Below are 13686 nucleotides of genomic sequence, written 5' to 3'. Positions count from 1 at the left end.
GAGGTCATTGGCGGCACAAAGCGGCGGACCCTCGTCATTTGACGACTAGGAAAGCCGGCGGCATTCGATCAGCCATTGGCAGGAAACACTGACGATCGCTTCGGCTCCCGCCGAGGGCGATCTGTCGGGATCGGGCTGGGGCACTACATGAATCTCAACAATCGCAATCGTCGCTATCGCAACCGCTTGCTGGTCAGCACGGCGATGGCCGGGGCGACGCTGCTCGGCTTGGGCCAAAATGCCGACGCCGCCTGCACGCCGGCGGCGCCACCCAACTATGTCTGCTCCGGCGTCAACACGACCGGCCAAATCGTGCCGTCCGGAATCGGCCTGCCGCTCGACGCAGGCGATCTGCTGACCCTTCTGCTGGCGCCCGCCAATCCGGCTGTTACCACTGACCCTGGGTTCAGTGTCTCCACCAGTGATCCCTTCGCGCTCGGCATACTGGGCAAAGGTGCGGTCAGTTATACCGATGCCAATTCTTCGGCGCTAAGCTCGACGACGGGCATAGGCCTTGGCGTCGTGTCGCTGGTTCCGCAGGTGGCGCCTCCCTATTACGGACCGAGCCCGGGTGGCGCAGTGACCATCGATACCAATGGTGCCTTGACCGGCGCCCTGATCGGCCTCGCCGCCATCAATACCGGCGACGGCGCCACCGCCGTCAACGCCACCGGCGATATCACGGCGACCGGCGCCAATGGCTATGGCGTCCTCGTCTATTCGCTAGGCTCGGATGCCGACGTCACCACCGGAAAAGTGAGCGGCACCAATGTCGGCATTTCCGCGATCAACCAGGGGGCGACCGCAGCCCTGAGCATCACCGCCAATGGCGACGTGACTGGCGGCACCGGCGACGGCATCCATGCCGTCAATGGCGGACAACAACTCGATGTCGTCAATACGATTCTGAATGGTACCGTGACCTTTTCAGGCCCGACCGTCCCTGCTGGCAGCGATCTGAATGTCACCGCCTACGGCAAGGTGACCGGCGGCCGGTACGGCATCTTTGCCTCGAACGATGGCAGCGGCGCCACCAGCATCATAGCCACGACGGCTGCCGTAGCCGGGTCAAGCGAAGACGGTATTTATGCCACCAACGGCACCACGGCGACCGACCTGACGGTGAGTGCCGCGGCGGTTAGCGGCAAGGGCGGCATCGCCGTCACCAACAACGGCACAGGCTTCACCAGCGTTACGGCGACGGGCTTGGTGACTGGGGCAAGCAACAACGGCATCGATGCCTACACAGACGGGGCCGGACTGACGGTGAGTGCGGCGGCAGTCAATGGTGACTTCGCCGGCATCTATGCCCAGAACAACGGGACCGGTGCCACCAGCGTGACCGCGACGGGTACGGTGACCGGAACCGCCGACAACGGCATCGATGCCTATACCACGGGTACGGGCCTGACAGTGAACGCCGTGGCAGTCACCGGCGGGACCAATGGTATCCGCGCCTACAACAGCGGCAACGGAGCCACCGGCGTGACGGCGACCGGCATGGTGACCGGAATAGGCACCGACGGCATATACGCCTTCAACGCCGCCACCGCGACGGGCGGCCTGACGATCGACGTCACGGCAGTCAACGGCCACGAAAACGGTATCAATGCCGATAACAGGGGAACCGGTGCCACCACCATCACGGCGACAGGCACGGTCGAAGGCGGCAACGCCGCGATCAAAGCAATATCGTCCGCGGCCCAGGCGATTTCCATCACCACCAGCGGTCTGGTGCGCAACAACGCGCAAACCTCCGCGGCATTGGCAATCGATGCATCGGGCGGCCCGGTGACCTTGAACAACAATGGGACCCTGATCGGCACGGTCAAGCTGGGCGCAGCAGTGGGCAATGTCGTCACCAACGGTGGCAATTGGGCCACCGCCGGGGGCAGCAACGCGTTCAGCGGCGGCACGCTGGTCAACAATATCGGCAACAACATTTATGCCGCCAACCTCGGCGCAACCGTCGCCGTGACGACGACGTTCAACGGCCTGGCCAGTTTCACCAACAAGGGCCAGTTGAGCATGATGAATAACGTGGCCGGCGATGTCGCCCAGCAGACCGGTGGCAACGCGACCTTCGCCGCCGGCTCGGTGCTGGCCGTCGACGTCAGCGGTGCCAGCGCGGATAAATTCACAACCACGGGAACTGCCGATATCACGGATGCGATTCTAGGGGTGCGTGTCGGCGGCCTTGCCATCGGCACCTACACAGTGCTGACGGCGAATGGCGGGCTGACCGGTACGTTCAATAGTGTGACCGGCGCCACCAGCACTCCATTCCTGTCTGTGACCGACACCTATGATGCCAACAACGCCTATCTCGACGTGACCAAGGTGCGCGACTTCGCCGATGCCGGGCTGACGCCGAACCAGATTGCCACCGGTGAAGGGCTGGACAGCCTGACCGGTGGGGCTGTGTTCAATGCCGTTGCCGGTCTAGCCACCGACGCCGAAGCCCAGGCAGCCTTCGACCAGCTTTCGGGGGAAATCCACGCCTCGGCCAACGGCATGCTGGTCGAGGACAGCCGCTTCGTCCGCGACGCAGCGACCAGCCGCATCCGCGCCGCTTTCGGCGATGTTGGCGCGGCCGCATTGCCGGTCATGGCCTATGGCGAAGGCGGCCCCGAAATGGTCGCCGCCGACACCGACCGTTTTGCCGTCTGGGGCCAGGCTTTTGGTTCCTGGGGCAGCACGGACTCCGACGGCAATGCCGCCGCCTTCGATCGTTCCACCGGTGGCCTGTTGGCCGGCGCCGACACGCTGGTGGGCGGCTGGCGTGTAGGTGTTCTCGGCGGCTACAGCCATTCGAGCTTCGACGCCGACGATCGCAACTCTTCGGGCAAGAGCGACAGCTATCACCTCGGCCTCTATGGCGGCACCAACTGGGGCGCCATCGCTTTCCGCACCGGCGCTGCCTACTCCTGGAGCAGTCTTTCGACCAAACGCTCGGTTGCTTTCAACGGCTTCACGGATGGATTGTCGGCCGACTACGATGCCGGCACCGCGCAGGTCTTTGGCGAACTCGCCTACAAGGCCGATGCCGGACAATTCAGGTTCGAACCGTTCGCCAACCTGGCCTATGTCAGCGTCCATACCGACGGCTTCACCGAAGACGGTGGCGATGCGGCACTGACCAGCGCCGGCTCGAACACCACCTTCACCACGCTGGGCCTGCGCGGTTCCTCGGACTTCGCGTTTGGCGGCATGAACGCCACGGTGCGCGGCATGCTCGGCTGGCGTCATGCCTTCGGCGATGTCACGCCAACCTCCAGCTTCGCCTTCGCCGGCGGCGATCACTTCACCATCGCCGGCGTGCCGATCGCCAGGGACAGCGCGGTCGTCGAGGTTGGGCTCGACTTCAACATGTCGGCCAACGCGACGCTGGGCCTGTCCTATACCGGCCAATTCGGCGGCGGCACGGTCGACCAGGGCGCCAAGGTCGATCTCGCCGTGAAGTTCTGACGGCAACAGGTGGCGAGCAGCAAGAAGCGCACCGTCACCACGGTAATGGCAAGAAACTGCTGGAGGTTGCATGGTCAAGTCAAAGGTCGATTTCCACACGAAGCATGAAAGCGGTTTTGCCCCAACACAGGGATGTAAACTGCCATTCGACACGGACCTTCTGGAAGGCGAGGCCAAGGCGCGAGAGAAATTGCTTGGCAAGCAGAACGCTTTCCTTTCCAAGACAAGACGCTCCGCCAAAGACGTCGACCATCTGATCGAAGAGATGGTCGCGTTCGAAAAGATCCGGTCTGGACACTATTGGCGAGACTATCGGGCGGACCTGATTGCGCGGAACGTGCGATCGGCGGTTGGCAAAACAGGATCCTTGCTCGATCTAGGCAGATTGTCGCAACGACCAGCGACCAGCACGGTTATGATACCACGCCTCGATATACCGGACCTGGGGCCCGTTCCTTTTGGTCCGGTCGAACGGGGGGAATTGCAGAGGATCGACCTGAACACGGTCGATCGAGGAACCTACTTCGACAAGTGGTTCAACTATAATGGACGGTGGACGCTCACCCAACTCTACGATCATGCCGTGACCGATCCGGTACCGCTCTCGATGGATTTCGTCAGTGCCAACAATCTGGACCCATACGATTCGGATGGCCTGCGCGCCACGAGCGAGACCGGCATCTGGTTCACCTATGTGCCGGACATGGACGGCTACGTGACGGTTTTCTGGCTATCGGACCGCGTGACCTATCGCCTGTTCAGACAATACTATCCTCGCGATGCCGACGGCTGGGCGAATGGTTGGCTCTCGGTGGAAGGAGTTGTCGGCATCTGGACGAACAATTCATTCGCGGGTCGCGACTACGTCGAAATTTCGAGCAGCAACGGCAATGCGCACGACACGCTACAAGCGAGCGGGGTCCTTTTCATCCACAACAGTACATACCCCGTCCAGGCGGGGAAACCGGTCCATGTGCTGATCGGAACGCGGTCGAAAGTCTTTAGTGTCTGCGACGGAACGGGCATCAATTTGGGGGCGGGCGTTGTCGCGCGAATTGATCACCCCATTTCCATCTTCACGCGAGCGGGACTGGAGCCATATTCGCCGTTCTACTGAACCTGGATGACAACTGGCCGCTACCGTTTCGAGGCATTCGACCTGGGGTAGGTGGAGCTGTCGGGCCGATAACCGGCAGGCCGGAAAGCCGACGCGCGATTTTTTGCGCCGTCCGTCGAACAAGGGGCGGTCGCGCTCCGGGCGATCCGGCGGTCTCGAGCGCGCAGCGCACGCGGTGCGGTCTTTGGCTCCAAAAACGTTGCGAAACGACCCGAGAGCGGTTATACAGACCGCGAATTTCCCATTTTGGTGGCTCTAAACCACCGCCCGCGCGGGAACGCGGGCGAACGAGAAGGATTTGTAAAATGGCCAATACGCTGCTGATGCCCAAGGCGACCGCTGTCTGGCTGGTCGACAATACCGCACTTTCCTTCGAGCAGATCGCGCAGTTCTGCGGGCTGCACCCGCTCGAGGTCAAGGCAATCGCCGACGGTGAATCGGCGCAAGGCATCAAGGGCATGGACCCGATCATGACCGGACAGCTGACCCGCGACGAGATCGCCCGTGCCGAGAAGGATCCGAACCAGCGCTTGAAGCTTTCGGATCCCAAGGTGCGGGTGCCTGAATCCAAGCGCAAGGGTCCGCGCTACACGCCGCTGTCGAAGCGCCAGGACCGGCCGAACGCGATTCTGTGGCTGGTGCGCAACCATCCCGAGCTCAAGGACGCGCAGATCTCGCGCCTCGTCGGCACCACCAAGTCAACGATCGAGCAGATCCGTGAGCGCAAGCATTGGAATTCGGCCAATCTACAGCCGATGGACCCGGTGACGCTGGGCCTCGCCTCGCAGATCGACCTCGACATGGAAGTCAATCGCGCCTCGCGCGGCCGCGAACAGGCGCAGCCGGTCGGCGACACGCTGCTGCCGGCGGCTCTGACCGAGCGGCTGGTGCCGGCTCCCGAAAAGCCGAAAGACGAGGATGCCGAACTCGACGCCAATGCCGTGTTCGCCAAGCTCTCGGCCTTGAAGTCGAAGAACACGGGCAATGACGACGACGAGTGAGGTTGTCTGACATTCCAAAAAAAAGCCCGCTTCGAGCGGGCTTTTTTATGGGGTCAACAACTCAGCTTCGCGCCGCGCGGTCCGGCGCCATGCCGTAATCCTCGCTGCGCTCCACCGCGCGGTAGAAGTCGGCGAGCTGCTTACCGCGTTCCGGCTTGAAGATGCGGCCGGCGATGACCACGGAGGCAATGCGATCGATGCGGAAGGCGCGGAAATCGTCGCGCATCTCGCACCAGGCGACCAGGGTCCACACCTTGCCCCAAAACCACAGGCCGAGCGGGCGGATATCGCGGGCGGTGCCGCGGCCGGCCTCGTCGGAATAGTCGATGGTCAGCACCTGGCGCTTTTCGACCGCGCGCTCGATCAGGTCGATGGCCTCGCGGGCAGCGTCGCTGACCACCCACATCGGCGTGTGGATCTCAGTGCGGGCGATGCGGTCTTTCTCGGCATCGGGCAATACGGCGCCGATCTTGACCAGCGCCTCGTCGGCGGCCCTCGCCATGGCGGCACCGCCAAAGGCGCGCACCATGCGGGCGCCGGCGACCAGCGCGACGATTTCGTCACGCGTGAACATCAGCGGCGGAAGGTCGAACCCCTCCCTCATCATGTAGCCAACGCCGGCCTCGCCGTCGATCGGCACTCCGGTCGACTGCAGATCGGCAATGTCGCGATAGATGGTTCGCTCGGAAACCTCGAGCCACGTGCCGAGCTTCTGGGCGGTGACCAGTCGGCCACCGCGCAGATGCTGCACGATCTGGAAGAGCCTGTCGGCGCGGCGCATCGTATGGTCCCTCGGCGTTGTCTCTATGCATGTCGCCCAAAACTGATGTCCACTTTTGGACGGCACGGCATCGTGTTTTCGCGCATGCCGTTATCCCAAAACCGCAGAACACTTTTGGGCGGCGTGCCTCATGGTTTCAGCCCTTCGCGCTTGCGCTGCGCGGCGACGAACTCCGCGCCAAAGGACAGTTTCTTCGTCGTCGGCGTTTTCGCATCGAGCACACGCCAGAACGGTGCCACGTCACTCAGCGTCATGCCGCGCTGGAGGTCCTCGTTGGCGGCTTCGGCAACAGTGCGCAAATGATAGCCTATGGTGACCGGGCATGTCACTTCGGCGCCATGCTCGAGGGCAAGTGCTGTCCGCAGCGCACGCACATCCATCTCGACGCCTTCGGGAATCGAGCGGATGAAATCATCGATCTGGCGCGCTGTCGGCACCAACATCGGCTGGCCCTCGACGACATCGGCCATCGTGCGCGGCGTCGGCTTGACGCCGTTGATGCCTGGCGTGTTCAGTCTGTCGTTCCAACTCTTCATCGATCGTCCTTTCGACCGCCGATGCACGGGTGTCTGAGGTTCGCACCATTGCACGCGCCTCCTGACAGCATACTGTCAGGAGGCTTCAGCATACTCCTTGGCGAACAGCGTTCGCATCTGCACGAGGTCGCTGCCTCTTTCGGGGTAGAGCGTCTTCAGAAAGGCGAGTGCGAAGGTGCCTGGTGCCGAACCGGGCGAGGAAACAATTTTGCCGTCGGCCACGGCATGCGGCACATCCTGATAGAGGCTGTCGCCGGCATAGCCGGCCTCATGACCATTGATCCATTCGCGGCCATTGCTGGTATGCTTGGCCTTCTCGAACAGGCCGGCGCGGGCCAGCGCCAGCGTTCCCGCGCAGATACCGCCGACCACGCCGCCGCGCGATGCAACAGCATTGAGCAGATCGGCAACATCCGGCGGTGCCTTGCCGGCCCACTCATCGGAGCCGATGACGGCGATGGCGTCGAGATCATCATTCTCATCCGCCCCGGCCGATCGATCGGGCGTCAGCCGAAAGCCGCTGATCCCGGTCACTGGGTTGCCATCAGGCGTCAGCGACACGGCACGGGCGCCGAACCATTCGACCGCCGAGGCCGCCAGCAGCCCATACTCCCAGTCGGCAAAACCTTCGATGAAAAGGAAACCGATCGTCTTCTGTTCGGGCATAAGCTCGCTCCCATCCTCACGCACCGGACCTGTTATCTGGGCGTTGACGCGCCCACATCCAATCGCCGGGTCGAAAAATTGGCTTTAATTGCCGCGAGGGCCACGGTCCGCATACATGTCCGGCCAGCCGATATCCTTGCGAATGTCCGCCGGCAGCGAGTTCATGAACCGCTGGGTGCGGATCTCGTTGCGTATCGTGCGGATCTTGCCGACATAGTGCTGCATGCCGCGCAGAATGGTGTAACCGTTCATGGCTAAGTCTCCTCTCTCTGTGTAGAGGCACTATCGCATACCCCTCCTGACAGCAGTCTGTCAGGAGGATCTCAGGGCGCGAGACAAAGGTGGCCCCGCAGGCAAGGCATCGCTTTCGCCGCATCGACCGGTGCCTCAAGGCAGGTTTGCGACTTCCGGTTGTTCATGGCGACGGCGTTGTTTTCGGCGCCGCTGTTCAGCTTCCGGCGACTGACTGTCGGAATACGAGGCCTTCAGCGAGGTGACCGCAGGTCTGATATGAAGGGAGAAAATTCTTCCCCAACAGCAGGGAGACGACGATGAGCTTGCAACTGACAGGTATCCACCATCTGACCGCCATCACCGCCAATGCACCTGGCAATCTTCATTTTTATACGAAGGTGCTGGGTCTGCGGCTGGTCAAGAAGACCGTAAACCAGGACGACACCTCGGCCTACCACCTCTTTTATGCCGACGGCGAAGCGACACCGGGCACCGACCTTACCTTCTTCGACTGGCCGGTCGGCCGCGAGCGGCGGGGCACGCACAGCATCGTGCGGACCAGCCTCAGGGTCGGCAGCCAGGAGAGCCTTGCCTGGTGGAAGCAACACTTGACCGACGAAGGCCTGGTAACAGGAGAGATCGCCGACATCGGCGGTTATGCGTCACTGGACTTCGAAGATCCCGAGGGCCAGCGTCTGCGCCTGGTCAGCGATGGCGGCAAGGGCAGCAGCCATCCCTGGGCGCAAAGCCCGGTACCGGTCGAGCACCAGATACGCGGGCTCGGGCCGATCGTCATCAGCGTTCCCGACATCACCAACACCGAGGCGGTGGTGACCAAGGTGATGAACATGCGCAAGGCGCGCGACTATGTGTCGCCGGAGGGGCAGGTTCACGTCTTCGAAATGGGAGAGGGCGGGCCGGCGGCGGAGCTGCATGTCCTGGTACAGCCGGGAATGGCGCCGGCACGGCAAGGCGCGGGTGCGGTTCACCATGTCGCCTTCAGGGCGCCGGACCAGGAGACGCTGCATCAATGGACGGCGCGGCTGGCCGAGTTCCGGCTGCCGTCGAGCGGCGAGGTCGAGCGCTATTATTTCCGTTCGCTCTATTTCCGCGAGCCGAACGGCATCCTATTCGAGATCGCCACCGATGGACCGGGGTTCACCGCCGACGAGCCGCTGGAAACGTTGGGTGAAAGCCTCGCCTTGCCGCCATTCCTCGAACCGAAGCGCGCTTCGATCGAGGCTGGCCTCAAGCCGCTGAAGTAGATCGTTTGCCACCCGCAGGCGGGCGCCGCGTTCCGACCTAGGATCGCGGCGTCCGTTCTTTCTCAGGCAGCGAACGACGTGCTTTGACAGCCGGGCGCGTTGCTGGTCAAAGGCGGCATGACGAAATTCCTCGCCCTTGTCATCGTCGGTTTCATGGTCATTCAACTGATCAAGCCGCTTGGCTGGCCAGGCCTCAAGCGCCGCGGTGATTTCTGGAAGCTGGCACTGCTCGCCATGGCTGCGATTTCACTGGCGGCCGTGCTCGGGCATTTGACGTAGGACGGCACTTGTCGTCGGTGCTCAATTGCCAAGCACCGGGCCAACCAGATGCTCGGCCCAGGCCCGGTAGCCTGCTTCCGAGGCGTGAAAGCCGTCCGACGCAAAGCCGGCTTCCGGATTGGTGATCGGCAGGCGCGGCGCCGGCACCGCGCCGCGCTCCAGGCAAAGGCGTTCGCCCATCCGGTTCATTTCGGTGGCGCGAATCTCGAGGATCTTTCCGAGCAGCGGCGGCATGGCCGGCGCCCGCGTGAACTCGAGCACCGGCGACCACACCACGCGCGCTTCCGGCCATTTGGCGCGCAGGCCGTAGAGCAGGCCACCGAACTCCTTCTTGAAGCGCGGCACGGAGTGAAAATTCTTGGTGTCGTTGGTGCCGATGGCCAGCACGATATGCGTCCACGGATCGGCCGACAGATTGGGCAGGACATGGTCGCGTATCTGGCCCGACGTTGCCGAATTGAAGCCGGCCGCCCGCCAGCGCACGGCGCGGCCGGTGCTTTGTGAAATCAGCACCGCGAGCTGCGCGGCGAGCCCATCTTCCGAATTGCCGATGCCGACCGAAGCGGCGGAGGAATCGCCCAACACCAGAAGCGAGATATCAGGCGCCTTGCCTGATATTTCGTGCATGACCGGCCCTTGCGCCGGCAGCATGCGCGTGGAGCGGCGTCGCACGCCGAGGCCTTGCCAGATATAGACCGGGAAGGCGAGCCAGGTGAGTAGGGCCAGGAAGCGCATGACAGTACCGTTAAACGATCAGCGGCAGCCTTAGCGCATGTTTTGGCTGACGGGAACGATCTTCAATCGCAGCAACTCGCCTGCCCTGATTGGTTGCCCTGATATTCATCGTGCAGCCGCACCCAATCCATCAGTCCGTGATAGGGGCCGTTTTCGTTGCGGCCCTTCGGCGTCATGTCGAGATAGTCGTAGGCGCCGATCTGCGCCTCGCCGCCGCGGGCGCGCGACATGAAGGTGAGGAAGATGTCGCTGTTCTCGTCCCGGTAGAAAACGCTGGTGCCGGGAAGCTCCTTCGATGTCCGTGGACGGGTCTCGAAATTGTAGGTGGTGTCGCCGGCGGCGATCTGCTTGTCGGTGAAGGAGACCTGCATGTCGAAGTTGAAATCCGAGGCATAGGACGACACCCAGTCGAACTTCCAGCCCATGCGCTGCTTGTAAGGCAGAAGTTCCGCCAGTGGAGCGCGCGAAACCACGACCAGCGACACGTCGTGATGCCGCAGATGCTGATTGGCGCCGTCGATATGATCTGCAAGGAATGAGCAGCCCTCGCAATGATTGACGCAGCCCGGCCCGAACATGAAGTGATAGACGATCAGCTGGCTGTTGCCGGCAAACAGGTCGGCCAGTCTCTTCGGCCCTTGCCCGGTTTCGAAGACATAGTCCTTCCGGATCTTCAGCCAGGGCAATTCACGTCGCTCAGCCGCTATCCGCTCGCGGAGCCGCGTCAGTTCCTTCTCGCGCGCCAGATGCGCCTTGTGCGCCTGGAACCAGTCTTCGCGCGAAACGATCTTGTTGCGATGCATGAACCTCTCCCTGAAGTGTCATTCCAAGCACGTTCGGGATGAGCACAACCCGACATCGCCCGAGAGGAAATAAGGACGGAGAGGCTCCGCCCCAAGCCCGGCAAGTCACAAACAAAAAACCCGGGCGCATCGGCCCGGGTTCGAAGGAGGAAGAAAGGACTGTGATCAGGCGGCCTGTTCCAGGCTCGCCTTCCATTTTCCGAGTGCTGCCAGATGGTTCATGTGGGCGCGATGGGTGAAGGCGGCCTGACCGGCGGCAACGTTCGAGGCCTTGCCGCTCCAGGCTTTCTGTGGCGCGGCCTGCAGTGCGCGGCCATAGGAAAAGGTCAGCTTCCACGGGTGCGGCCCGATGGCGTTGATGGCGTTGAGGTTGGCGGTCGCCTCCTCGTCCTCCTGGCCGCCGGAGAGGAAGGCAATGCCCGGCACCGCTGCCGGCACGGTTTCGCGGAACAGTTTTATGGTCTTTTCGGCGACTTCTTCGGGGCTGCTCACCTTGCCCGACTTCCTGCCGGCCAGCACCATGTTCGGTTTCAGGACAGTGCCTTCCAGCACGACGCGTGCCGCGTAGAGTTCGTTATAGAGCTTGAGCAAAACCACCTTGCTGATCTCGTAGCAGGTGTCGATGTCGTGTGCGCCGTCCATCAGCACCTCCGGTTCGACGATTGGCACGATGCCGGCTTCCTGGCAAAGGGCGGCATAGCGGGCGAGCGCATGGGCATTGGAGCCGATCGAGGTCCCCGAAGGCACGCCTTTGGCGACATCGATATCGATCACCGCGCGCCATTTGGCGAAGCGGGCGCCGAGCTTGTAGTAATCGGCAAGGCGCTCGCGCAGGCCATCGAGGCCTTCGGTGATGGTCTCGCCGGGAAACCCGGCCAGCGGCTTGGCGCCGGCGTCGACCTTGATGCCGGGGATGGCGCCGGCCGCCTTGATGATGTCGACCAGCGGCGTGCCGTCGGCGGCCTTCTGGCGGATCGTCTCGTCATAGAGGATGACGCCGGAGATGTAACGGGTCATCGCCTCCCTGGTGCGGAACATCATCTCGCGGTAGTCACGCCGGCTGTCGGCGGTCGATTCGACGCCAATGACGTCGAAGCGCTTCTTGATGGTGCCTGAACTTTCGTCGGCGGCCAGCAGGCCCTTGCCATCGGCGACGATCGCGGCGGCAATGTCTTCGAGACGTTCGCTCATTGTTGCTTCTCCTGAAACGGTTGTTCCGCGCTTAACGGAAGTCTACCGCCAAAGGAATGGCATCGGAAAGCTCGAATCGATTGAAAGCCTCGGGCAGCCTTGTTTGCTCTCCGAGTGTTGATCGCCGCGGAGCCTCAGCGCTTCAGCACATCGACACCGGGCAGCGGCTTGCCTTCCATCCATTCCAGGAAAGCGCCGCCGGCGGTCGAGACATAGGTGAAGTCGTCGGCGACGCCGGCATGGTTGAGCGCCGCGACCGTATCGCCACCGCCTGCGACCGAGACCAGCCTGCCTTCCTTGGTGCGCGACGCCGCGTGCCTGGCAGCCGCTACCGTCGCATGATCGAAGGGCGCGATCTCGAAGGCGCCGAGCGGGCCGTTCCAGACCAGTGTCGCGGCGCGGTCGATCCATTCGCCGATGGCCGTCACGGTTTTGGCGCCGACATCGAGGATCATGCCGTCGGCCGGCACGTCCGATATGGCGACGGTCTCGCATTCCGCGCCCGCCTTGAACTCCTTGGCGACGACGCCGTCGACCGGCAGGATGATGGCGCAGCCGGCCTCGGCCGCCTCGATCATGATCTGCTTGGCGGTCGCGGCGAGATCATGCTCGCACAGCGATTTGCCGACATTGGTGCCACGCGCGGCAAGAAAGGTGTTGGCCATCCCGCCACCGATGACGAGGGCATCGACCTTCTTCACCAGGTTCATCAACAGATCGATCTTGGTCGAGACTTTGGCGCCGCCGACAATGGCGACGACCGGACGAACGGGTTTTCCCAGGCCCTTCTCCAGCGCCTCAAGCTCGGCTTGCATGGTGCGGCCGGCAAAAGCCGGCAACAGATGCGCCAGCCCCTCCGTCGAAGAATGCGCGCGGTGCGCGGCCGAGAAGGCGTCGTTGACGAAGATATCGCCATTGGCGGCGAGTTTTTCCGTGAAGGCCGGATCGTTCTTCTCCTCGGCCTTGTAGAAGCGGGTGTTTTCGAGCAGCAGCACGTCGCCCTTGTTCATGGCGGCGACAGCGCTTCCGGCCGTGTCGCCGACGCAATCCGAGGCGAAACCGACGGGGCGGCCGAGCACGTCGGCTGTCGCCTTGGCGATCGGTTCCAGCGAGAATTCGGGCGAGGGGCCATCCTTGGGTCGGCCGAAATGGGCGAGCAGGATGACCTTGGCACCCTTGCCTGACAGCTCGGCGATGGTCGGCGCGATGCGTTCGATGCGGGTGGTGTCGGTGACTTTGCCCTCAGTGACAGGCACGTTGAGGTCGACGCGCACCAGCACACGCTTGCCGCTGATGTTGCCGATATCGTCGAGTGTCTTGAAGGCGGCCATGCGGGGTTCCTTTCGCGAAAAACCGGGGGACCATACCCCGCATCGGTGTCGATGCAAGGCTTAGGGCGCGCTCGAACCGAAATTTTGAAGTGGGCACGATCTTGCACCGGCGGGGCGGATGAATGGCAGCGCTCAATAGCGGGTTTGTCAGCTTTCGGTTGCTGCCTTTTCCGGCGCTGGCTCCGGGGCCTGCTTTTCGTCCGCCCGCGCCTCGGCCTCCTGCGTCTCGGTCGGCTTGCGCCAGTTGCGGATGAAGGCGGAAAGACGATCTCCGATTTC

General features: G+C 62.9%; 13 protein-coding genes. 5 read left to right on the top strand and 8 right to left on the bottom strand.

Annotated elements, in window-relative coordinates:
* The first annotated feature begins 147 nt into the window (after positions 1-147).
* The 3 genes from EOB80_RS27765 to EOB80_RS27755 all read left to right on the top strand — a co-directional run bounded on the left by EOB80_RS27765 (position 148) and on the right by EOB80_RS27755 (position 5586).
* Entirely contained in the window at positions 148-3468 is a 3321-nt protein-coding gene (locus tag EOB80_RS27765; protein WP_127330970.1) for an autotransporter domain-containing protein, read from the top strand.
* A gap of 70 nt (positions 3469-3538) precedes the next feature.
* Complete coding sequence (locus tag EOB80_RS27760; RefSeq protein WP_127330968.1) at positions 3539-4585, top strand: hypothetical protein; 1047 nt, start codon at positions 3539-3541, stop codon at positions 4583-4585.
* Positions 4586-4890: 305 nt separating this feature from the next.
* Positions 4891-5586 carry a DUF1013 domain-containing protein gene (locus EOB80_RS27755; RefSeq protein ID WP_127330966.1) on the top strand — a complete coding sequence of 232 codons (696 nt, stop codon included), beginning with the start codon at positions 4891-4893 and terminating at the stop codon, positions 5584-5586.
* A 61-nt stretch (positions 5587-5647) separates the two neighbouring features.
* On the opposite strand, the gene EOB80_RS27750 is transcribed toward EOB80_RS27755, so the two are convergent.
* The 4 genes from EOB80_RS27750 to EOB80_RS27735 form a co-directional block, all read right to left on the bottom strand.
* Positions 5648-6367, bottom strand: coding sequence for a YafY family protein (locus tag EOB80_RS27750; protein WP_013529238.1), 720 nt, complete (start codon positions 6365-6367; stop codon positions 5648-5650).
* Between the two features lie 128 nt (positions 6368-6495).
* A complete protein-coding gene (locus tag EOB80_RS27745; protein ID WP_127322786.1) occupies positions 6496-6903 on the bottom strand; it encodes a hypothetical protein in 408 nt (135 codons plus the stop codon).
* Between the two features lie 75 nt (positions 6904-6978).
* Positions 6979-7569 carry a DJ-1/PfpI family protein gene (locus tag EOB80_RS27740; protein ID WP_127322787.1) on the bottom strand — a complete coding sequence of 197 codons (591 nt, stop codon included), beginning with the start codon at positions 7567-7569 and terminating at the stop codon, positions 6979-6981.
* Positions 7570-7653: 84 nt separating this feature from the next.
* On the bottom strand, positions 7654-7821 hold the full coding sequence (locus EOB80_RS27735; protein ID WP_081738732.1) for a hypothetical protein: 168 nt from the start codon (positions 7819-7821) through the stop codon (positions 7654-7656).
* A 299-nt stretch (positions 7822-8120) separates the two neighbouring features.
* Here EOB80_RS27735 and EOB80_RS27730 point away from each other — a divergent pair, with 299 nt between their 5' ends.
* The gene (locus tag EOB80_RS27730; protein WP_127330964.1) at positions 8121-9068 is read left to right on the top strand and encodes a ring-cleaving dioxygenase; all 948 of its coding nucleotides are present in this window, start codon (positions 8121-8123) and stop codon (positions 9066-9068) included.
* 117 nt (positions 9069-9185) lie between these two features.
* The gene (locus tag EOB80_RS27725; RefSeq protein ID WP_023810961.1) at positions 9186-9347 is read left to right on the top strand and encodes a hypothetical protein; all 162 of its coding nucleotides are present in this window, start codon (positions 9186-9188) and stop codon (positions 9345-9347) included.
* Between the two features lie 21 nt (positions 9348-9368).
* On the opposite strand, the gene EOB80_RS27720 is transcribed toward EOB80_RS27725, so the two are convergent.
* From EOB80_RS27720 to EOB80_RS27705, 4 genes are all read right to left on the bottom strand, one after another.
* Positions 9369-10082 (bottom strand): SGNH/GDSL hydrolase family protein, encoded by a 714-nt coding sequence (locus tag EOB80_RS27720; protein ID WP_127330962.1) that lies wholly within the window; start codon positions 10080-10082, stop codon positions 9369-9371.
* A gap of 62 nt (positions 10083-10144) precedes the next feature.
* Positions 10145-10885: a thioredoxin family protein gene (locus EOB80_RS27715; protein ID WP_127330960.1), complete on the bottom strand. Its 741-nt coding sequence runs from the start codon at positions 10883-10885 to the stop codon at positions 10145-10147.
* A 165-nt stretch (positions 10886-11050) separates the two neighbouring features.
* Entirely contained in the window at positions 11051-12076 is a 1026-nt protein-coding gene (locus EOB80_RS27710; RefSeq protein WP_127330958.1) for a class I fructose-bisphosphate aldolase, read from the bottom strand.
* 134 nt (positions 12077-12210) lie between these two features.
* Positions 12211-13407 carry a phosphoglycerate kinase gene (locus EOB80_RS27705; RefSeq protein WP_127322155.1) on the bottom strand — a complete coding sequence of 399 codons (1197 nt, stop codon included), beginning with the start codon at positions 13405-13407 and terminating at the stop codon, positions 12211-12213.
* Positions 13408-13686 lie beyond the last annotated feature (279 nt).

This window comes from Mesorhizobium sp. M7A.F.Ca.MR.245.00.0.0 (genome assembly GCF_003997415.1).
GTDB lineage: Bacteria > Pseudomonadota > Alphaproteobacteria > Rhizobiales > Rhizobiaceae > Mesorhizobium.
The sequence above is the reverse complement of the archived record's forward strand: the minus strand, read 5'-3'. Positions and strand labels throughout refer to the sequence as shown.